Annotated in this window: 16 protein-coding genes; 8 read left to right on the top strand and 8 right to left on the bottom strand. The window is 73.4% G+C overall.

What is annotated here, in order from left to right:
• Positions 1-98 precede the first annotated feature (98 nt).
• Together L1785_RS10600 and L1785_RS10595 are read left to right on the top strand one after the other, a co-directional pair.
• Positions 99-3,542, top strand: a complete 3,444-nt coding sequence (locus L1785_RS10600) for an error-prone DNA polymerase (RefSeq protein WP_236089225.1) — start codon at positions 99-101, stop codon at positions 3,540-3,542.
• Positions 3,543-3,564: 22 nt separating this feature from the next.
• On the top strand, positions 3,565-4,170 hold the full coding sequence (locus tag L1785_RS10595; RefSeq protein ID WP_236089224.1) for a GNAT family N-acetyltransferase: 606 nt from the start codon (positions 3,565-3,567) through the stop codon (positions 4,168-4,170).
• 1 nt (position 4,171) lies between these two features.
• On the opposite strand, the gene L1785_RS10590 is transcribed toward L1785_RS10595, so the two are convergent.
• The 3 genes from L1785_RS10590 to L1785_RS10580 all read right to left on the bottom strand — a co-directional run bounded on the left by L1785_RS10590 (position 4,172) and on the right by L1785_RS10580 (position 8,214).
• Positions 4,172-4,573, bottom strand: coding sequence for a DUF6841 family protein (locus L1785_RS10590; RefSeq protein ID WP_236089223.1), 402 nt, complete (start codon positions 4,571-4,573; stop codon positions 4,172-4,174).
• An 18-nt stretch (positions 4,574-4,591) separates the two neighbouring features.
• Complete coding sequence (locus tag L1785_RS10585) at positions 4,592-5,551, bottom strand: serine protein kinase RIO (RefSeq protein ID WP_268915094.1); 960 nt, start codon at positions 5,549-5,551, stop codon at positions 4,592-4,594.
• Positions 5,552-5,898: 347 nt separating this feature from the next.
• Positions 5,899-8,214 (bottom strand): serine/threonine protein kinase, encoded by a 2,316-nt coding sequence (locus tag L1785_RS10580; RefSeq protein ID WP_236089222.1) that lies wholly within the window; start codon positions 8,212-8,214, stop codon positions 5,899-5,901.
• A 190-nt stretch (positions 8,215-8,404) separates the two neighbouring features.
• Here L1785_RS10580 and L1785_RS10575 point away from each other — a divergent pair, with 190 nt between their 5' ends.
• From L1785_RS10575 to L1785_RS10565, 3 genes are read left to right on the top strand one after another with little or no spacing between them, the layout of a single operon-like run.
• Positions 8,405-10,000, top strand: coding sequence for an ATPase (locus tag L1785_RS10575; RefSeq protein WP_236089221.1), 1,596 nt, complete (start codon positions 8,405-8,407; stop codon positions 9,998-10,000).
• 60 nt (positions 10,001-10,060) lie between these two features.
• Positions 10,061-11,257, top strand: a complete 1,197-nt coding sequence (locus tag L1785_RS10570) for a PP2C family protein-serine/threonine phosphatase (protein WP_236089220.1) — start codon at positions 10,061-10,063, stop codon at positions 11,255-11,257.
• Between the two features lie 39 nt (positions 11,258-11,296).
• Entirely contained in the window at positions 11,297-11,680 is a 384-nt protein-coding gene (locus L1785_RS10565; RefSeq protein ID WP_236089219.1) for a tautomerase family protein, read from the top strand.
• Here L1785_RS10565 and L1785_RS10560 read toward each other — a convergent pair.
• Together L1785_RS10560 and L1785_RS10555 are read right to left on the bottom strand one after the other, a co-directional pair.
• Entirely contained in the window at positions 11,662-12,945 is a 1,284-nt protein-coding gene (locus tag L1785_RS10560) for a benzoate/H(+) symporter BenE family transporter (protein ID WP_236089218.1), read from the bottom strand. The two genes, L1785_RS10565 and L1785_RS10560, sit on opposite strands and share 19 nt — an antisense overlap.
• Positions 12,946-12,971: 26 nt before the next feature.
• Positions 12,972-13,811, bottom strand: a complete 840-nt coding sequence (locus L1785_RS10555; RefSeq protein ID WP_268915093.1) for a metal-dependent hydrolase — start codon at positions 13,809-13,811, stop codon at positions 12,972-12,974.
• A gap of 260 nt (positions 13,812-14,071) precedes the next feature.
• On the opposite strand from L1785_RS10555, the gene L1785_RS10550 reads away from it, so the two are divergent.
• From L1785_RS10550 to L1785_RS10545, 3 genes are all read left to right on the top strand, one after another.
• Positions 14,072-14,983, top strand: a complete 912-nt coding sequence (locus L1785_RS10550; RefSeq protein WP_236089216.1) for a hypothetical protein — start codon at positions 14,072-14,074, stop codon at positions 14,981-14,983.
• Between the two features lie 222 nt (positions 14,984-15,205).
• The gene (locus L1785_RS22815; protein WP_268915092.1) at positions 15,206-15,340 is read left to right on the top strand and encodes a hypothetical protein; all 135 of its coding nucleotides are present in this window, start codon (positions 15,206-15,208) and stop codon (positions 15,338-15,340) included.
• Between the two features lie 168 nt (positions 15,341-15,508).
• Positions 15,509-15,979: an HNH endonuclease gene (locus L1785_RS10545; protein ID WP_236089215.1), complete on the top strand. Its 471-nt coding sequence runs from the start codon at positions 15,509-15,511 to the stop codon at positions 15,977-15,979.
• 48 nt (positions 15,980-16,027) lie between these two features.
• Here L1785_RS10545 and L1785_RS10540 read toward each other — a convergent pair whose 3' ends face one another.
• From L1785_RS10540 to L1785_RS10530, 3 genes are read right to left on the bottom strand one after another with little or no spacing between them, the layout of a single operon-like run.
• Positions 16,028-18,772: a cation-translocating P-type ATPase gene (locus L1785_RS10540; protein WP_372461854.1), complete on the bottom strand. Its 2,745-nt coding sequence runs from the start codon at positions 18,770-18,772 to the stop codon at positions 16,028-16,030.
• Positions 18,766-20,025, bottom strand: a complete 1,260-nt coding sequence (locus tag L1785_RS10535; protein ID WP_236089213.1) for an arginine deiminase — start codon at positions 20,023-20,025, stop codon at positions 18,766-18,768. The genes L1785_RS10540 and L1785_RS10535 overlap by 7 nt, the downstream gene beginning before the upstream one ends.
• 32 nt (positions 20,026-20,057) lie before the next feature.
• A complete protein-coding gene (locus L1785_RS10530) occupies positions 20,058-21,494 on the bottom strand; it encodes a basic amino acid/polyamine antiporter (protein WP_236089212.1) in 1,437 nt (478 codons plus the stop codon).
• Positions 21,495-21,644: the final 150 nt, after the last annotated feature.

Genomic DNA, 21,644 nt, shown 5'->3' with positions numbered 1-21,644 from the left:
GCGGCGATGACTGAGCCGGAGGTGCAGCGCAGGGTGGGTCCGCAGCGGAGCAAGGAGCCCGCCCGGAGCGGAACCGCAGACTCAGGCATGGAGGAGCGATGACTGAGCCGGAGTATGCCGAGCTGCACGCTCACTCCGCGTTCAGCTTCCTGGACGGCGCGTCCCACCCGGAGGAGCTCGCCGCCGAGGCGGCGCGCCTGGGCCTGACCGCCCTCGCGCTCACCGACCACGACGGCCTGTACGGGGTGGTCCGGTTCGCGACGGCGGCGAAGGCGGTCGGGCTGCGGACCGTGTTCGGCGCGGAGCTGCACCTGCCGGTGCCCGGCACGGGGGTCGGCGCGGAGAGGGGACCCGGCGGCCGGGCCGGCGCCCCCGTCCTCGACCCGCCCACGGGCCTCCCGGACCCGCGCGCCACGCACCTGCTCGTCCTTGCCCGAGGGGAGCAGGGTTACCGGTCGCTGTCGTCGGCGATCGCGACCGCGCACCTGGAGGCCGGGGTGAAGGGCGCCGCCCGGTACACGACGGAGCGCCTCGGGGAGCAGGCCGCCGGGCAGTGGCTCGTGCTCACCGGCTGCCGCAAGGGCGCCGTCCGCCGCGCCCTCACCGCACCCGGCGGCGGCCTGGACACGGCCCGCCGCGAGCTCGACCTCCTGGTCGCCACGTTCGGCCGGGACAACGTCGCGGTCGAGGTCACCGCCACCGGCGACCCCCGCGACGCAGACCTGCACGACGCCCTCGCCGACCTCGCCGACCAGGCCCGCGTGCCGCTCGTCGCCACCACCGCCGCGCACTACGCCCGCCCCCGCGACGCCGACCTGGCGGGGGCGCTCGCGGCGGTCCGTGCCCGCTCGTCCCTCGAGGACCTGGACGGCTGGCTGCCCGGCGCGCCCACCGCGCACCTGCGTTCCGCCGCCGAGATGCTGCGGCTGCACCACCGGCACCCGTACGCCGTGGGGAACGCGGGGGCGCTGGGGGGCGAGTGCGCCCTGGACCTCGACCTCATCGCGCCCGACCTGCCGCCGTACCCGGTGCCGCCCGGCCACGACGAGGCCTCGTGGCTGCGCGAGCTCACGTACCAGGGGGCGGAGCAGCGCTACGGGCCCCGCCCGGCGGGGGCGGCCGAGGGTGACGCGGCGAGGGCGTGGGCACAGATCGACCACGAGCTGGCAGTCATCGAGCAGCTGCACTTCCCGGGGTACTTCCTCGTGGTCTACGACCTGGTCGACTTCTGCCGCCGCAACGGCATCCTCGCGCAGGGCCGGGGGAGCGCCGCCAACTCGGCGGTCTGCTACGCGCTCGGCATCACGGCCGTGGACGCGGTGCGCCACCACCTGCTGTTCGAGCGGTTCCTCGCCCCCGAGCGGGACGGCCCGCCCGACATCGACGTCGACATCGAGTCGGTGCGCCGCGAGGAGGTCATCCAGTACGTGTACGAGCGGTTCGGGCGCACGCACGCCGCGCAGGTCGCGAACGTCATCTCGTACCGGCCGCGGTCGGCGGTGCGGGACGCCGCGCGCGCACTCGGGTACGACGTCGGGCAGCAGGACGCGTGGTCGAAGTCGATCGAGCGCTGGGGGACGCTCAAGCCGAAGGCGGCTCCGCCGTCGGCCGCCCGCCCGGAGCGTCCGCACGCCGGCCACCCGGGCCGGTTCGTCGACGTCCTGTCCGAGGAGGTCCGCCGCGCCGACGACGCCCACGACGTGGTGCCGTTCCGCTCCCCGCCGTCGGCGCAGCAGGACGGGGAGATCCCGTCCGACGTGCTTGACCTCGCGGACCGCATGCTCCGCCTGCCCCGGCACCTCGGCATCCACTCGGGCGGCATGGTGATGTGCGACCGGCCGGTCATCGAGGTCTGCCCGGTGGAGTGGGCGCGCATGGAGGGCCGGACGGTGCTGCAGTGGGACAAGGAGGACTGCGCCGACGCCGGCCTGGTGAAGTTCGACCTCCTCGGCCTCGGCATGCTCACCGCGATCCGGTACGCGTTCGAGTCGGTCGCGGAGCACACGGGCGAGCAGCTCACCCTGCACGGCCTGCCGCAGGAGGACCCCGCCGTGTACGACCTGCTCTGCGCCGCCGACACCGTCGGCGTGTTCCAGGTGGAGTCCCGCGCGCAGATGGCGACCCTGCCGCGCCTGCAGCCGCGCACGTTCTACGACATCGTCGTGGAGGTGGCGCTCATCCGCCCCGGCCCCATCCAGGGCGGGTCCGTGCACCCGTACATCGAGCGGGCGCGCGGGCGTCAGCCGGTGACGTACCTGCACCCGCTGCTGGAGAGCTCCCTGGAGCGGACGCTGGGCGTGCCGCTGTTCCAGGAGCAGCTCATGCAGATGGCGATCGACGTGGCGGGCTTCAGCGGCGCCGAGGCGGACCAGCTCCGGCGGGCCATGGGATCCAAGCGGTCGGCGGAACGCATGGAGGCGCTGCGCGGGCGGCTGCTGGAGGGGATGACGAAGCGCGGTGTGCCGCCCGACGTGCAGGAGCAGGTCTACGACAAGCTCCGCGCCTTCGCGGACTTCGGCTTCCCCGAGTCGCACGCCTACTCCTTCGCGTACCTCGTGTACGCGAGCGCGTGGCTCAAGGTGTACCACCCCGCCGCGTTCTACGCGGGGCTGCTGGCGGCGCAGCCCATGGGCTTCTACTCGCCGCAGTCGCTCGTCGCCGACGCGCGCCGGCACGGCGTGACGGTCCTGCGCCCGGACGTGAACGCGTCGCGCCCGCTCTCCTGCGTGGAGCGGCTGCCCTCCGCGGCGCGGCCCGACGGCGGTCGCTCGCCCCGGGAGGGAGCCTCGCCCCTGGCGGGGCTCGTCCGGGCGGACCCGGAGCTGGCGGTCAGGATGGGGCTGGACAGCGTGCGCGGCATCGGCACGGACCTGGCGAAGGTGGTCGTGACGACCCGGAGCTCCGACGTTGTGGGTACGTCGGGCTGGGGGTTCCGCGACCTGCGCGACCTCGTGCGGCGCGTCGACCTGACGACCGCCCAGCTCGAGGCGCTCGCGACCGGGGGCGCGCTCGAGAGCCTGGGCGTGGAGCGGCGCGAGGCCCTGTGGGCCGCGGGTGCGCTGGGGCAGGAGGGGCCAGGGACGCTGCCGGGGGTGTCGGTGGGCGTCGAGGCGCCGGCGCTGCCCGGGATGTCCGAGGTGGAGCTCTCCGTGGCGGACGCGTGGGCCACGGGAGTCACGCCCGACTCCTATCCGACCCAGCACGTCCGTCCCGGCCTGCGGTCCGCCGGCGTGATCACCGTCGCGGAGGCGTTCGCGACCGAGCCGGGCCGGCGCGTCGCCGTCGGCGGTGTGGTGACGCACCGGCAGCGGCCGGGCACCGCCGGGGGCGTGACGTTCCTGTCGCTGGAGGACGAGACGGGGCTGCTCAACGTCATCTGCACCGTGGGGCTGTGGCTGCGGTTCCGCCGCGTCGCCCGGAGCTCGCCGGCGCTGGTGGTGCGCGGGCGGATCGAGGCGGCCGACGGGGCCGTGAACCTGCTGGCGGAGCACCTGTCGCCGCTGTCGCTGCGGGTGCAGGCGAGGTCGCGCGACTTCCGGTGATCGGGCGCAGTAGCGTCGGAGCATGCCTCAGGACGGGAGCGATCAGCCGGTCACCGTCGTGCCGGCCACCGCCGACCGGTTCGACGACGTGACGACCATGCTCAACCCGAGCGGCCGCGAGCAGGCCTGCTGGTGCATGCACTGGCGGCTGCCGCCCCACGAGGACGCCCACCGCCGCGGCGAGTACCTGCACGACCTCGCGACCCGCGAGCCCGCTCCGGGCATGCTGGCCTACCTCGACGAAGGGGACGGCCCGCAGGTCGTGGGCTGGCTCGGGTTCGCGCCGATCTCGCTCGCGAGCTCTCGGCAGCGCTCCCGGGTGCTGCCCCGCACCGACCCCGAGGAGTGGCCCACCACGTGGGCCGTCATGTGCTTCGTGGTGCAGCCGGGGTACCGGCGGCGCGGCGTGGCGCGGGCGATGCTGCAGGCGGCGGTCGGGTACGCGCGTGAGCAGGGCGGTCGCGTGATCGAGGGCTTCCCCGTGGACCCGGCGGGCGGGCGCGTGCCGGTGAGCGCGGCGTTCGTCGGCACGACGGACCTGTTCGAGTCCGCGGGCTTCGAGCGGGTCGCCGAGACGGCCTCGACGAGCGGGCGGAAGCCCCGCTGGCACGTGCGGCGGGAGCTGTAGCTCAGTCGACCGGGACGACCACGCAGATCTCGAACGTCTCCCGGCCGCGCCGGAGCAGGTACCGCACCCGCTCCGACGCCCCTTCGCTCGCGTTCTCGTCGCGGTAGCTCCAGCGGACCTCGGCCCAGAGCAGGTCGTCGGTCACCTGCTCCACCGCCCCGACGCGCGCGACCGCCGCCACCAGGTCCTGCTCCCGGAATGCGGCGAGGCGGTCGCGCAGGTCGTCGTGGACGATCTCCGGGTCGGAGACCAGCGTCGAAACCTGCGGCCCCACCATCAGTGCCGGGAACGCGAACCGCTCGGAGACGGACTGCAGGTCGCCCGCCCCGAGCGCCGCCCCGTACTCGGCCAGGAACGCGTTCAGGTCGTCGCGGTCGTACCCGTCGGTGGGGAGGCTGCTCATGGGTTCACCGTAGGAGGGTCACCAGGCCTGCGCCAGCAGGTCCGCGAACAGCTCGTCGGGATCGCGCTCCAGGCCACGGGCGGTGAACCAGGTGCACATCGTGCGGCAGTCGCGCAGGAGCATCTCTGTCGCGAACGGGTTCGACGCCAGGTCCACGACCTGCGGCAGGTCGATGACGACGAGCCGCTCGCCGTGGGCCAGCACGTTGTACGGCGACAGGTCGCCGTGCGCGTAGCCGAGCCGGGCCAGCACCGACATGGCACCGACGAGCTGCTCCCAGTACGCGTCCAGCAGGTCTGGCGCCGGCCGGGTCGTGGCCAGCCGGGGCGCGGCGACGACGCCGTCGGCCCCCTCCGTGCCGACGAACTCCATCAGCACCTCCGTGCCGTCGATCTGCACGGGGTACGGCACGGGCGCGCCGGCCTCCCACGCGGCGCAGAGCGCGCCGAACTCGGCGTCCGCCCACTGGGTCGCGGACACGGCACGGCCCCACGCGGACTTGCGGTCCTCCATGGCGCGCTGGTCGCGCGTGCGGCGGACCCTGCGGCCCTCGGTGTAGCCGGAGTCGCGCGTGAAGTCGCGGTGATCGCGCCCGCGGTACCGCTTGGCGACGAGCAGGATGCGTCGCGCCGGGTCGCCCGGCACGGCGCGTTCCAGCAGGTGGGCGTCTGCCTCCTTGCCGGTCTTGAGGACGCCGAGCTCGGTGTCGAGCGCGGCGTCGGCGGTGACGAGCCAGTCGGGGCGCGGCTCGGGGCCGCGCTGGCCCTTCGCCACGGCGGTCCAGGTGGACCACCGCTGGCCAGGTCCGGGCTCGACGACGGCGGCCGGGTCGCCGGGGATGGCGGGCCAGGGGGTGGAGAGGTCGGACGGGGTGCCGAAGGTGCCCGGGTACGGGCCCTCCAGCTCGGCGGCCTGGACCTGGCGCTCATGGGCGCGACGGAGGTACGGGTTCGACGGGTTGGCAGGAAAACGGGGCAAGGTGTGCTCCTCGGGAGTGAGGAGCGCGGGGGCCGGCCCGGGCGGGCCGGATCAGCTCGACGTGCGTCGGGCTCAGCGGATCCGGCTGCCGGACGGCAGGGCGCTCCTCGGTACGGCGGGGGCGGCGGGCGCCGGGCAGGGGACCAGCTGCTGGTCCCGGCCTGCGGCGCGCGAGACGACGTCGTCCATGGCGGGGCCTCCCTCCGTACGAGCCCGCGGCGCTCCCAGCACTGTGCTGGGGTGCGCCGCCGGGCGGGGCTTGCCGATCCCCCGTCGGGGACCGTGCGATGAGCATGCCAGGCGATGCCGTGCGCCCGCCAGGAAATATCCGTGCGCCGATCCTCGGGTCAGTCGTCCCCGCCGCCGAACATGTTCTGGAACATCTCGTCGATGCTGCGCTGGACGTTCTCGGCCGCATCCTGCTTCGCGTCCTCGACGCCCTGGTCGATCTCGTCCTGAACGTCCTGCTTCGCGTCCTCGATGCTCTGCTCCACGCCCTGCTCGACGTCCTCGCGCACCTGCTGCGCGAAGCCGATGACGGCCTGGATCCCGATCAGCACCGCCCACAGCGTGATGAGCAGCACGTACGGCCACACGTGGTGCCCGCGCTTCGCGCGCAGCGACTGCACCGCGTTCGCAATCACCGCGAGCACCAGCCCCAGCGCGGGGATCGCGAGGTTCGCGACGTACGGGGCCCACTCCGCGTCCCAGCCGAACGTGTACACCGCGAGGTCGCCGAGGGCGGCGAACAGCGGGAACGTCGAGACGTCCGGCAGGTCGCTGAGCGGCCCGACGAGCCGGAGAGCCTGGTACACGGCCAGGGCGAGCAGGACACGGGGGAGCCAGGTGCCGAGCATCACGCCGGCGATGCGCCAGCCGTCGCTGTCCGACGGGCCGTCGCGGTCGTCGCGGTCTGTACGGTCGTCCCGCTCGGGGCGGCGGTCGCCGGCAGGGCGTGACGGCGTCGTGTCGGGGGCACCGGGCGCGCCCGGATAGCCGCCCTGCCTCGCCTGCCCGGCGGGCGTTCCGGCGCCGGGTCCGAAGCCCGCGGCGCCGGGGTGCTGGCCGGGGGCGCCGGGCGTCGGGCCGCCCGGGTATCCGGCGGGCTGGGCCGCATATCCGGACTGGACCCCGGGCTGCGGGGCGTACCCGGGCGCGAACCGTTGCGCGGGTGGCTGCTGCGGCATCGCGGGCTGGGGCGGGAGGCGGACGGTCTGCCCCGGGTCGTAGGCCGGACGCGGCGTCGGGTCGAGGCGCTGCGTCGCGTCCGGCGCCGGGAGGGCCGACGCCGAGGTTGCCCGCTGCGCCGCCGACTTGGCCTGCTGGAACGCCGTCCATCCGCGGTGGGAGTTCTCGTAGCCGGCGGGCGGCTGGGCCGCGGTCCAGCGCATCGCGGACCACACGTAGTCCTTGATCTCGCCCGGTGTGCGCCCGCCGGCCCGCTGCAGCCCGACGGCGGCCACGTGGTCGGCGACGACCTGCTCGGCGGCGCCGTCGAAGCCGTCGGCGTGCAGATCGTGCAGGCGGCGCATGAGGGCCTGGTCGTAGACGAGGTTCGTCATGGGCTCGCCCGACTGCACCGGGGTGGGCGCGGCGGCGGTCGCGGCCGCGATCGTGCCTGCCGTGAGCACCTCGGTGACGAGCGCGCGCTCGGCGCGGGTCGCCTCGGCGGCGTCGAGCAGGCCGGGGTCGGGCTCCTCCTGGCTGATCAGCGCCAGCACGGTGCGGGCGATGTTGTGCAGCGGGGGCCGGTCCTCCGGCCGGTGCCGCGTCAGTGCCAGGATCAGCGGGACGAGGCGCGCGTCGACGGGGCCCAGGTCCTCGGCCTCGAGGTCTCGGCCGAGGAAGTTGAGGTCGGGCGGCAGCGTGCCGGCGCTGAGGAAGACGAGGAGCAGGCCCAGGCTGTACACGTCGGAGCGGGCGTGCGCCTTGCGCGCGAACAGCTCGGGGGCCATGTAGGCGATCGTCCCGGCGGCGTGCGTCGACGTCGTGCCGTCGTGGCCCTTGGCGATGCCGAGGTCGATGAGGACGGCCCGGCCGCCCGAGGCGATGATGTTCGCCGGCTTCACGTCGCGGTGCAGGAAGTGCTCCTCCTGCAGCACCGACAGGGCGCCGACGACGTCGTCGGCCACGTGCAGCACGTCCCGGCGGGCCAGCGGGCCGCCCGTCTGGACGAGCTGCTGCAGCGTGCTGCCCGGCACGAGCTCCATCGCGAACCACGGCGTGGCCGACTCGAGGTCGGCGCGCACGAAACCGGGGAAGCCGCGCCCGTCGAGACGCGAGAGCAGGTCTGCCTCGGCGACGAACCGCTCCAGCGCGCTCGGCTCCGCGTTCGTCAGGACCTTGAGCGCGACCTCGCCGTCCTGCGCCGACTCCGCCCGGTACACGTGCGCGAACCCGCCGTGGCCCAGCGACTCGTGCAGCACGAAGCCGCCCAGCACCTCGCCCGTCGCGGGGATGCGGCCGGAGGGCTGGCCGGGGTCCGGGGCGGCACCCAGGCGGACGGTTGCCGCGGCCGCGCCCGGAGCAGCGGCCGCGGTCCCGGCGTACCCCGGGAGGTGTACGGTCGCCTGGGCCGTGGCGGGAGCCAGCTGCGGCGCGGCCCGGTGGACCTCGGTGGGCGCCGCGGCACCGGACGGCAGGCGGACGGTCTCGTCGGACACTCGAGCTCCTCGGGGCAGCACATACCGGCATCAACCAGCGGATATGCGAGCAACCTACCAGGGCGGGCAAGCCGCCCAGCAGGCTGCCCGACGGCGGACATCCGCGACCCGCCGCCGTTCCGCTCGACCGCGGGTCGATCCTGGGCGAGGCTGTCGTCCGGGTGAACCTGGATAGTACGAGGAGAAGCGCATGAGCACCGAAACCGTTCCGTCCTGGCCGCGCATCGAGGCGCTCGTCCGGGAGGACGGTTCCGGGCAGGTCGTGGTCGACGGGACGCCGTACCACGTCTACACGGCCAGCCTCGAGGAGGCGCGGGTCGAGGTGCTGCGCCACGTCACGGAGAACGCCGTGCGGTTCGGGCGGGCGGTGCGAGCGAGCGCCGAGGGGCCCGAGGGGGTGTGGACGCTCATCGTCCACCCCGACGGCACCGTCGTTCCGGAGGACGACGCCCCGCGCCCCGCAGCACGCCGGGTGGACGGAGCGGTGCGGCGGCCGGAGCCGGAGGTTCGGCGGCCGGAGCCCGAGCCGGCAGTGCCCGAGCCGGTGGCGTCCGAGCCGGCGGCACCCGTCGAGGTGCAGCGGCCGACCCCGGAACCCGTTCCCGCGCCCGTCAACGGGGTGCCCCACGGTGACGTCGCGGGCGAGCTGCCGACACTGGCGGAGGCGTTCCCGGTCGCGGAGGAGGACCTGTCCGGCTCGGACGAAACGGTCGAACGGCCGGGAGTCGCCGACTGGGTGCGTGGCGCGACGGTCGCCACGCCGACGCCCCCGAGCGCGGCCCCGGACACGGCGCCGAGCGCGGCCCCGGACACGGCCCCGAGCGCGGCCCCGGACACGGCGCCGAGCGCGGCCCCGCGGACGCGGCGCGAGGTGCGCCAGTCGTTCCTCACGCACGAGCCCGACGAGGACCCGGCGACGCGGGGGCTGCGCGGCGCGCTCGCGAGGGTCGGGATCCGTATCGGCCCGAGCGAGGCCGAGCGTGCCGAGCGCGAGGACGAGCGGGCCGTCAGCCAGCACTGGCCCGGCCCGCGGACGGTCGCGATCGTCAACGGCAAGGGCGGCGCCGGCAAGACGCCGAGCACCGTGCTGCTCGCGGCGGTGTTCGCGCAGCACGGCGGCGCGGGCGTCGTGACCTGGGACAACAACCAGACTCGCGGCACCCTCGGCTGGCGCACGGAGCAGGGGCCGCACCAGTCGACGCTGCTCGACCTGCTGGCGCAGTCGGAGCGGCTGCTCGGCCCGTCCGCGCAGGCGGCGGACCTGGCCCGCTATGTGCACCACCAGACGCGCGACCGCTTCGACGTGCTGCGGTCAAAGCCGATGGCCCTCGCGCACGAGCAGCGCGTGGAGCCGGAGGACGTCGACGCGATCCACTCCGTCCTGTCCAAGTACTACCGGATGATCTTCATCGACTCCGGCAACGACGAGTCGGACCCGATGTGGCTCCGGATGATCGACCACGCCGACCAGCTCGTCGTCGCGACCACGACGCGCGACGACCACGCGGAGGCCGGGGCGCTCCTGCTCGAGGCGCTCGCGGGCCGCGACGGCCGGTCGGCCTACCTGGCCCAGCAGGCGGTCGCGATCGTCTCGCAGGCCGACCCGAAGGGGAGCCCCGACGACGTACGGCGGGTCGCCGAGGGGTACTCGACGCTGGCGCGCGAGGTCGTCACGGTGCCGTTCGACCCCGCCATGGTGGACGGCCACCTCCGCTATGGGGCGCTCCGGCCGGCGACGCAGCGCGCGTGGCTCGGTGCGGGCGCTGCGGTGGCGCGAGGGCTGTAGCGCTGCAGGCTCCACTGGCGTGTCGTAGAGTCGGCGTGTCAGCGGTGGAGGGGGCCCTGCATGACAGTTGACACGCGCGTCGAGAACGGTTCGGCCGTGACGGAGGACAGCCGCAGGCAGGCCGTCCTCGACGCTCTGCGCTTGCTGGACTCCGGCCGGGAGGAGCGCTTCGACCGCATCACCCGGATGGTGCAGGACGCGTTCGGCGTGCCGTTGGCGTTCCTGAACCTGATGGACGACGAGCGGGTCGTGGTCAACTCCGCGGTGCCGGGCGAGCTACAGGGTCTCTACCGGCCGCGCGAGGAGACGTTCTGCGCAGTGACCGTGCAGCAGAGCGAGCCGCTGGTCGTGCCCGACGCCACGAAGGACCCCCGGTTCGTGAACCTGCCCGTCGTCGTCGGCGGACCCCAGCTGCGGTTCTACGCCGGTGCCCCGTTGACGGTGCAGGACACGCGGATCGGCACGCTGTGCATCGTGGACACAAAGCCCAGGACGGTCACCGAGGACGAGCTCGCCATCCTCGAGGGGTTCGCGCGCTGGGCCGAGCGCACGATCTCCGAGGATCTCGACCGCACGCGCGTGGAGGACATGCTGCGCAACCTCCAACCGCCGCCGGTCAACCGTTCGGGGTACACGCTGATCGGGCTGACGATGCCGGCCCACGTCGTCGGCGGCGACTTCTACACCTGGTCGGAGGTGGGCGACCGGATCGACCTCAGCCTCGCCGACGTCATGGGCAAGGGAGTCTCCGCCGCGGTGCTCGCCGCCGGGCTGCGGTCGGCGCTGACCGCGCGGAGCGGGCTGCCGCCGTCGCAGGCCGTCCGGGCCGCCGAGGCGCAGCTCGGGCCCGAGATGGCCAGGGTCGGGTCCTTCGCCACCCTGCTGCACGCCGCGCTCGACCTCGAGACGGGCGAGCTGACCTACGTCGATGCCGGGCACGGGCTGTCGGTCCATGTCCGCTCCGACAGGAGCCACGAGCGCGTCGGGTCCGCCGGGGTCCCGTTCGGCCTGCTGGACGACGTGAGGGTGCGCACCGAACGGACGCTGACCCTTCGCCCGGGAGACTACTTCGTCTCGGTGAGCGACGGCGTCCTGGAGCTGTACGACTCGAGCCTGACCGCCCTCGACGACATCACCGCACTGGCCGGGGAGTCGGCCGACGCAGACGACTTCCTCGCCCGTATGGAGAAGCACGCCGGGCGCAAGCCGCTGGAGGACGACGTGACCGTCGTCGTCGTCGCACGCGAACCGGTCTGACCCCGCATCCTCGACCCGTCAGGGCGCTAGCGTTCCCGCATGGCGCAGGTGAAGATCTACGGGAACCGGTCGGTGTGGGGCGGTCGCCGGGCGGAGGTGTCCGACGCGCTGCACGCCGCGCTCGTCAAGACCTGGCAGCTCCCGCAGGACAAGCGGTTCCACCGCTTCCTCCTGCTGGACGACGGCGACCTGGTTGCTCCCCGCTCCGCCGCCTACCTCGTCGTCGAGGTCGTCTGCTTCGCGGGGCGCAGCCGGGAGGCGAAGCGCGCGCTGGTCGCCGCGATGTACGACGACGTCGCCCCCGTCCTGGGACTGGCCGCCGACGACCTTGAGCTCGTGGTGATCGAGAGCCCGCGGGAGAACTGGGGAATCCGGGGCCGGTCGGGGGACGAGCTGGCGCTGACCTACCGCGTCGACGTCTGAGGCTCGGGCTCCGCGTCGGGCACCGCTGCCGCGTCGGTCTCGGGCTCCGCGTCGCGCTCGGCGCCGCCGGACGCCGCGTCGGCCGAGGGAGTCCCGCGACGCCGGAACGAGAGCGCCCACCGGACCGCGAGCCCGGCGGCGAGCGCCCAGAACGCGGCGCCGATGCCGAGGAACGTCACGCCGCTGGCGGCCACGACGAACGTGACGACGGCCGACTCGCGCCCGTCGGCGGGACCTGCCGCAGCGGCGAGGGACGACCCGAGGGTGGCGAGGAGCGCAAGCCCTGCGACGGTCTCGACCACGCCGTCCGGCCCGCTGCTCACGAGCGCGGTGAGCGCGGCCGAGAGCAGCGCCAGCACGAGGTACGCCCAGCCGGCGGTGTGTGCGGCGACCCAGCGGCGCCGCGGATCCGGGTGCGCGTCGGGCGACGCGGCGAGCGCGGCAGTGATGGCGGCCAGGTTGATCGCATGGCCGCCCGCGGGTGCCCCGGCGGCGGTGCCGAGCCCGGTGACGACCATCGTCTCCCGCCACGGGACCCGGTAGCCGTAGGACGCCATGACGGCGACGCCGGGCACGTTCTGCGAGGCCATCGTCACGACGAAGAGCGGCAGCGCGATCCCGAGCGCGGAGGCCCAGGTAAGCTCCGGCGTCGTCCACGCGAGCTGGGGGAGGAGGGCGCCGGTGACTCCGCCGTCGCGGGCCGCGCTTGCGCCGAGCACGACGAGGGCCACCGCGAACGCCGCCGGGACGGCCCAGCGCGGCGCGAGGCGGAGCAGCACGAGCCAGGTCAGCACGACCGGCCCCACGAGCAGCGGGTGCGCGGCGAACGCCCGCACCGGCTCCAGGCACAGCGAGACGAGGACGCCCGCGAGCATGGCCTGGGCGATCGGGACCGGGATCGCGGCGATCAGGGCGCCGAGGCGCGGCCACGCGGCGGTGCCGAGGATCAGCGCGCCGACGAGGCAGAACGCGCCGACGGCGGCCGGCCACCCGCCGTCGACCATCCCTGTACCGGCGAGCAGCGCGGCACCGGGCGTGGACCAGGCGAGCGTGAGCGGGAGGCGGTGCCGGGCGGTGAGCCACAGCATGCCGAGCGCCTGGGTGAGGCACACGACGAGGAGCCCGGACGCAGCCTGCTCGGGTGAGGCGCCGACGGCCCGCAGCCCGGCGAGCACGACGGCGTACGAGCTGGTGAAGCCGACGAGGGCGGTGAGGAGGCCGGCCACCACGGGCGCGGTCCGGTGGGTCCGGGGCTCGGCGGTCATGGCCGGACCCTAACCCGGCCGGACGGTCAGAACCAGGAGGTGACCAGGTCCCCGATGCCGTTGACGAGGCCGTCCCACACCGCCATGGTGTCGAAGCCCATCTGGTCGAGCGCGGCCCAGGCGATGCCGACGACGGCGTACAGCGAGACCGGCGTCATGAACAGCCACTCCCGCACGGATCCCGCGTCGCCCAGGATCGGCAGGGAGAGGTTGCCGCCGTTGCGCCAGATCATGTCGAGCTCGAGCCCGCGGCCGTCGCGCATCCAGGTGGGGGAGCGGAACTTCAGCGGCCACACCAGCGGCACGCCCTGCGTGGTCAGCATGTCGCCGATGATGTGCACGACGCAGCCGAGCGCCACGGAGAACGGCATCCAGTACCACTCGCTCGGCGCGAAGATCGCGATGAGGACGGCCAGGGTGAGGGAGACCGTCCACGGCAGGATCTTGGTGTCCCGCGTGATCTTGAGCGCCTTCAGCGCGAACGCGACGAGCAGCACGCAGACGATGCCGGGGCCGATGAGGATGGTCCCGAGGTCGCCCTCAAGCCCGGTGTCGATGGCGAGGAGGCCCACCAGCCAGGCCATGGCGGTGAAGGCGAGGACGCCCAGGATGGAGTGGGTGCCCTTGCGGTGCCCGCCCGAGACGGTCTCGACCACCTTCACCACCGCGTCGGACACCGGCGACAGCGAGTTCGCGATGGTGCCGCTGTGGTGGTCCGCGTCGGGCAGGAGCGCTGCCCCGGCGCACACGATGGCGCCCGTCATGATCCCCACGTCGGAGACGGGATACCAGCCGAAGGCGATCGGCGTCGTTGCGGTCACTGCGACCCAGGCCGCGGCTCCTGACGCGGCGTGGTGGCCTCCCATCATGGCGGTGTTCGCTCACTTTCCCGGGTGTCCCGATGGTCACGATGTCCCGGTTGGTCCGGGTCGGGGGCAACCCTAACCTGAGCCACCGACACGCCGGGCGCAGCACGCCGGGAGCGGGGCGACACGTGCCGGCCCGGCCGTTCATCCTGGCCGTTGTGTCAGGAGTGTCCGTAACATCACCTGCGGGCTCGCCGGCCGCGGGGTCGCGGACGGCGGTCCACGGCACACGCCCGCTGTCACCGGCGCAAGGAGTTCTCATGGGGTTGTTCGGTCGCGGTCGCCCGAAGCGCCAGAACGGGCACGACGAGGCGATCGCGCACTACGAGGCGATGGTCGCGCAGGCAGGAGCTGCGGCGGAAGCGGAGGGGGCCTCCGGACGGTGGGATGACGCCCTCATGCTGAGCGAGGTGTCGCTGAAGGCTGTCCTGGCGTTGCAGCGGCTGGAGCCCGGCGATCCCCGGCATCTCCACGGAGAGGCCGCCACGCAGTACTTCCACGCGTCGGCCCTCGGCCGCAACGGACGCGTCGCCGAGGCAGTGGCCGCGGCCGACCGTGCAGCGGCGTTGTACCGATTGCTGCGGCCCCAGAGCCCTGCGAGGTATGACCAGCTGATCGCCGACGCCGAGGGGCGGGGCGAGCGGTGGCGCGCCGAGCTGGCCGGGACGGTGGCGGGCGCGCCCGCGGACGACATCGCCGACATCCTCGGCTCCGCCGCCGTCCGCCTCCTGGAGGGGCAGCCGTTGAGTCCCGAGGAGGCGCGCGGGCTGTCGGCGGTCGGCATCACCGCGGCCGGTGCGGGTTCCGCGCGCGTGGAACTGGCACGGACCCACCTCACGCTCGCGGACCACTTGAGCGCGGAGGCCCCCGACGAGGCCTGGACCGTCCGGCAGCTCCGTCTGCATGCGCACGATCTCTTCGCCGAGGCTTCCGAGGCCCAGGAGACCGAGATGCGGTACCGCTTCGGCGACTACGGGACGGACTGGGCGCGCACCCTGCTCGTCCTCGCCCGGCAGGACCACGAGTCGGGCGACACGTCGTCGCTCCAGGACCACTGCGGATGGCTCGCCGGGGTGCTGGGGCAGCTGAGGCCTTACACGCTCGTCGACGGTCCGACGGCGGAGCTCGTGCAGGAGGCGGACATGTTCCTCCAAGGAGTGGGCAGCTGGTGAGCGAGCCGGTCGCGCCCGCACGGTCGATGCGGCGTGTCCAGGTCACGCGCCGCTGCGTGCCGGAAGTGGGCAAGCCGCGCGTCTTGGGCGCCTCTTGGGTATCGGTTCGGTAAACCTATAGACGGTCCCAAGGTGGCGTGTGTACCTTTCTTCACACACGGACCTCCGTGTCAGCATTCGACGTACCACCGAACATCCGCACGACGACAAGGAAGAGACCCGATGGCACGCACCGCGCTCACGAACCTGGCCCCTCGGCCGGGCCTCGTCGGCGACGCCACCGCCTCGTCCTACCCGACGACCGCGAAGCACCTGTGGGACGGCCGCGAGGCCATCCGGGCGGCTATACGACCCTGACACCGGCACGCGCCGGAACCAGAGTTCGTCAGAGCCGCCTCGGGACAACCGTTCCCGGGCGGCTCTCGTCGTCCCGGGCGGCGCCGCGTTCACCGCGGCGTCGCCCGAAGTTCGGCCAGAAGTCAACACTGATTAAGACGATGATCAAAGACAGAAGGGAGCAGGGCCGTGGCTGACGTTCTCATCCTCAACGCCGGCTACGAGCCGCTGCACCGGGTCTCGGTACGCCACGCGATCCACATGCTGGTGCGCGAGGTCGCCGTGGTGGAGGAGGCCGTCGACGGCGCGACGTTCGGCCCGTTCCCCTTACCCAGGGTGCTGCGGCTCGTCCGGTACGTGGCCATGCGGTGGCTCTACAAGACGAACGGTGCACCGGCGTGCACCAAGCTGGGCGTGAAGCGCCGCGACGGCGCCTGCGTCTACTGCGGCGGCTCGGCCGAGACGGTCGACCACGTCCTGCCGAGATCTCGTGGCGGCGGCTCCACCTGGCTCAACCTCGTGGCCGCGTGCTACGCGTGCAACTCGTTCAAGGCTGACCGCACTCCCGCCGAGGCGGGGATGCTGCTGCACGTGACCCCGTACGTCCCGCAGACGGAGTACGCGCGCACCTTGCGCCGCAGAGCGGCCGCGGCGGCCTGAGGCCCGACGTCGAAGGGGTCGCCTCCTGCACGGAGGCGACCCCTTCGTCTAGCGCGTCCTGGTGAGGCGCCGGGTGACGCGGCCCAGCGCCTTCACACCTTCCACCAGCAGGAAGACGACGACGGCGAGCCCGGCCACGACCGCCCACTCGCGCAGCGCGATGGGAGCCGAGCCGAACCACGCGTGCATGAACGGCGCGTAGACGAAGAAGAGCTGCAGGGCGATCATCGCGAGCGCCGACCACCAGACCGCGCGGTTGCCCCGGAGCACCTTGGTCGTGAGGGACGAGCGCTCCAGGAAGCGGCAGCTGAACAGGTACGCGAGCTGTGCCAGCGCGAGCATCGTGACCGCCGTCGTCTGCGCCTGCTCGAGCGGCACGCCCCGTGCCCGCTCCACGTAGAAGATGCCGAGCGAGGCGCCGCCGATGAGGACGGACACGACGAGGATCCGCCGGACGAGCACGCCGTCGAGGAGCGGGGCCCGCGGGTCGCGAGGCAGGCGGGTCATGATGCCCGGCTCGGCGCGCTCGTTCGCGAGGGCGAGCGACAGGGTCACGGCCGTCACCATGTTGATCCACAGCACCTGGACGGGCTCCAGCGGGAGGGGCAGGCCCGCCAGGACGGCGACGAGGATGACGAGCGACTGGGCGCCGTTGGTCGGCAGGAGGAACATGACGGACCGCCGGAGGTTGTCGTAGATCCGCCGACCCTCCTCGACCGCCCGCTCGATCGTCGCGAAGTTGTCGTCCGCGAGCACGACGTCCGCGGCCTCCTTCGTGGCCTCCGTGCCCTTGATGCCCATGGCGACGCCGACGTCGGCCCGCGTGAGCGCCGGCGCGTCGTTGACCCCGTCGCCCGTCATGGCGACGACCTCGCCGTGGGACTGCAGCGCCGTCACGATCCGGATCTTGTGCTCGGGGCTCGTTCGGGCGAAGACGTCGACCTCGCGCACGACGGCGCGCAGCTGCTCGCCCGACATGGCCTCGAGGTCGGCACCGGTCAGCACCTGGACCCCGTCGCCGTGGACCAGGCCCATCTCGCGGCCGATCGCGAGCGCTGTCCCGGCGTGGTCGCCGGTGATCATCTTGACGTGGATGCCTGCCGCCCGGCACTGGGCGACGGCGGTGATCGCCTCGGGCCGGGGCGGGTCGACGATCCCGACGATGCCGGCCAGCTCCAGGCGGCCGGAGCCCACCTCGGACGGATCGAGCGTGGTCGCGTCCGGCCGGGCCGGGACCCGGGCGGCGGCCAGGACACGCAGCCCCTCGCCGCCGACGTCCTCGATCTGCCCCGACCAGTAGCCGATGTCGAGCGGCTCTGGCAGGCCGCGGGGGCCCGTCTGGGCGGAGCACCGCTCGAGGATCTGATCGGGTGCGCCCTTGACGAGGACGTGCCGCTCCCCGGCCGGGTCCTCCACGAGGACGGCCATGTACTTGGTCTCGGACTCGAACGGCACGACGGCGAGGCGGCGCCATCCGGCCGGGTCGACGCCGGCCTTGTGGCCCAGGACGCGCAGGGCGCCCTCGGTCGGCTCGCCCACGAGCCGCCATCCCGCGGCGCGGGCGCCGGCCCCGCCGTCGGACCCGGCCCCGGCCCCGTTCTCCGGCACGATGCGCGCGTCGTTGCAGAGCATCATGATCTCCGCGACGCTGCGCACGTCGGGAAGCTCGTCCAGCGTGACGGCCCGCTCCCCGAGCTCCAGCCCGCCGTCGGGCGCGTAGCCCGTCCCGGTGACGGTGACGTCGTGGGCGCGCGTGCGGACCGTCCGGGCCGTCATCTCGTTCCGTGTGAGCGTCCCGGTCTTGTCGGAGCACACTGTCGACACCGACCCGAGCGTCTCCACAGCGGGCAGCCTGCGCGTGATCGCCTGCCGGCGCGCCATCTGCTGGACGCCGAGCGCGAGCGTGATCGTGACGAGCGCGGGGAGGCCCTCGGGCACCGCGGCCACGGCGAAACCGATCGCCGCGGAGACGAGCTCTGACGTGCTGAAGTCGTGCCAGACCCGGCCGATCACGACCATCACGAGGGCCATGACCAGGATGAGCGCCGCGAGCCGCTTGCCGAACGTCGCGAGGGTGCGCGACAGCGGCGTCTCGAGGGACTCGACCCCGGCGATCAGGGACTGGATGCGCCCGATCTCGGTGCCCGCTCCCGTGGCGACCACGACCCCCGTGCCGGTGCCCGCCGAGACGAGCGTCCCGGAGAACAGCATGTTCGTGCGGTCGCCGAGCCCCGAGTCGGCCGGCACGGGCCCGGCCGACTTGCCGGCGGGCACCGACTCGCCGGTGAGCGCGGACTCGTCCACCCGCAGGCTGGCCGAGTCGAGGATCCGCAGGTCGGCGGGGACGCGGTCGCCCGAACGGACGCGGACGACGTCGCCCGGCACGAGGTCCTCGGCATCGACGAGCGTCCAGGCGCCGTCGCGCCGCGCCTGGGCATGCAGGGAGAGCATGCCCCGGATGGCGTCGAGGGCGCGCTCCGCGCGACCCTCCTGGATCAGGCCGATCGCGGCGTTGACGACCGCCACCGCGAGGATCACCGTGAAGTCGACCCACTCGCCCAGGACGGCCTTGAGCGCGGCCGACGCGAGCAGGATGTAGATCAGCACGTCGTCGAACTGCGTCAGGACCCTGCGCCACCAGGGTGTGCGGGCCGGTGGCGCCAGCCGGTTCGGGCCCGACCGCTCGAGCTCGAGCGCTGCCAGCTCGGTCGAGAGGCCCTCCGGGGTGGAGCCGACGGCGGCCAGCGCGTCCGCGCCGGTCTGCGCCCAGGGGGCCTCCACGACGGTCACCATGCCACGGGGTCGCGCACGATCGGGCAGGTCATGCAGTGGCCGCCACCCCGGCCGCGCCCGAGCTCGGCGCCCGCGATCTCGATCACCTCGATGCCCGCCTTGCGCAGCAGCGCGTTGGTGGTGGTGTTGCGGTCATAGGTGAACACGACGCCGGGGGACACCGCGACGGCGTTGTTGCCGCTGTCCCACTGCTGGCGCTCGGACTCGTAGGCGTCACCCCCCGTCTCGATGACGCGCAGGCCGTCCAGCCCGAGCTCCCGGGCGACGACGTCGACGAAGGGCGTGGAGCCCTCGTCGGTCACGGAGAGCGACCCCGCGCCGTCCCCGGGGCGCAGGGTGAACGAGTGGATCGCCCCGACGATCCGCGGGTAGATCGTCACCGTGTCGACGTCGACGAACGTCATCACCGTGTCGAGGTGCATGGCCGCCCGGAGCTTCGGCATCCCCGCCACGACGACCTGCTCGGCCGCGCCGGAGGCGAACAGCGCCGACGCCACCTGCGTGATCGCCTGGCGGGAGGTGCGCTCGCTCATCCCCATGAGGACGGTGCCGTTCCCGACCGGCATGATGTCGCCGCCCTCGAAGGTCGCCTGCCCGTGGTCCTGCTCGGGGTCGCCCCACCAGATGGTCGAGCCGACGAAGTCCGGGTGGAACTCGTACACGGCCTTCATGAGGAGCGTCTCGTCGTGCCGCGCCGGCCAGTACAGCGGGTTCAGGGTGACGCCGCCGTAGAGCCAGCACGTGGTGTCCCGCGTGAACAGGGTGTTGGGCAGCGGCGGCATCAGGTACTCGCGGGAGTCGGGCGAGTACTCCGCGAGTGCGCGGTAGCCGTCCGGCAGGTCGGGGACGTCCTCCGTCGCCAGGCCGCCGACGAGGTACTCCGTCAGCTCTTCCGGTGTCAGCGCCTCCAGGAAGCCACGGGTGCCGTCGATGAGGCCCGGGCCGACGATGCCCGGCACGATCTTGCGATCGAGGAGCCAGTCACGTGCACCCGGTACCTTCAGTGTCTCGGCGAGGAGCCGGTGCAGCTCGACCACCTCGACGTCCCGGGCGCGGAGCTGGTCGACGAAAGCGGCATGGTCCTGCTGTGCGCGGTCGACCCAGAGCACGTCGTCGAACAGCAGGTCGTCGGAGTTGGTCGGCGTCAGCCGCCGGTGGGCGAGGCCCGGCGCGCAGACCAGGACCTTGCGCAGCCGCCCCACCTCCGAGTGCACTCCGTAGGCGGGCGTCGAGGCGGTGTCGTCATACGTCATGGGGAGTGCCTTCCTGGGGTTCGGGTGCGTTCCTAGATGGTGATCACGCCGGTGGCCAGCGCGACGATCCCGGCGACGGCGCCGATGACCGAGAGGACGAAGATGACGAGCTCGCCCCTGCTGAAGACGGCGCGTCCCTGCTCGCGTCGTGTCATCGCGAACAGCACGGTCGCGGGCGCGTAGATCACGAGGGACAGGAGGGCGAACGTCGGCCCGGCGGCGACGAGCAGGAACGCCGTGTAGAGCACGGCGAGGACGGCGACGACGACGTCCCGCGCGGGTCCCGCCGGGTCGTTCCCCGAGCGGCCTACGGCGAGCTTGAGCGCGTAGCCCGCGGCCAGCAGGAACGGGATCAGCGACAGGGCGCTCGTCAGGTCGAGGGCGAACGTGAAGGCGTCGTCCGAGAGGGTCGTCACGACGAGCATGATCTGGATGAGGATCGTGGTGAGCAGGAGGGCGGGACCTGGGACGTCCCGGGCGTCGGTGCTGGCAAGGAAACGCGGCATGTCGCGGTCCTTGGCCGCAACGTACAGGACCTCCGCCGCCATCAGCGTCCAGGCCAGGTACGCGCCCAGGACGGAGATGATGAGGCCCGCGCTGACGAAGATGGCACCCCACCGGCCGACCGCCGCCTCGAGCACCCCGGCCATCGACGGCTGACGGAGGTCCGCGATCTCGTCCAGCGGGAGGATCCCGTACGAGACGATCGTGACGGACGCGAACACGGCCAGGACCCCCAGGAACCCGAGGACGGTGGCACGCCCGACATCCTCTCGCCGCCGGGCGTGCCGCGAGTAGACGCTCGCCCCCTCGATGCCGAGGAAGACGAAGACCGTCGCCAGCATGGTGCCCCGCACCTGTTCCCAGAGAGAGCCCATGCCGGCGCTGCCGTCGAGGTTGGCTGCGAAGACGTCGGTGTCGAGCAGGAACAGCGCGAGCAGGATGAAGACCACGATCGGCACCAGCTTGGCGACCGTCACCACCCGGTTGATCGCGGCGGCCTCTTTCACGCCGCGCCGGACCAGGAGGTAGAAGCCCCAGACACAGACGGTGGACGCGACGAAGGCGACGACGGTGTCGCCCTCCCCGAGCGCCGGCACCGCCGCACCGACGGTGGACATGATCAGGATCCAGTACGTCACGTTGCCGACGCAGGCGCTCGCCCAGTAGCCGAACGCCGAGAAGAAGCCGAGGTACTCGCCGAAACCGGCCTTGGCGTAGGCGTAGACACCGGCATCGAGCCTGGGTTTGCGGACCGCCAGCCGCTGGAAGACGAAGGCGAGCATGAGCATGCCGAGGCCGGCCACGACCCACGAGACGATCGCGCCGATCACGCCCGTCTCGCCGGCGAACCGGCCCGGGAGCGAGAACACGCCGGCGCCGACCATCGAGCCGACGACCATTGCCGTGAGCGTGAGCACGCCGATCTTCGCGGTGCGCTCCTGGACTGGGGTCTGGGCTGAGCTCATCGACGTCTCCACGGTGGTCGGGCGTGCTGACGCCGGCCCTCGGCCGCACCCGCGTCCGAGACCGGGCGGGAGAGATGGCGTTCCCCCTCAGGCGTTCATATGCCCGGCCCTTGCCTGGCGCAATCGGTAGCCGTGGCCCTCTTGTCCGGA

It is taken from the genome of Antribacter soli (genome assembly GCF_021568775.1).
GTDB lineage: Bacteria > Actinomycetota > Actinomycetes > Actinomycetales > Cellulomonadaceae > Antribacter > Antribacter soli.
The sequence above is the reverse complement of the archived record's forward strand: the minus strand, read 5'-3'. Positions and strand labels throughout refer to the sequence as shown.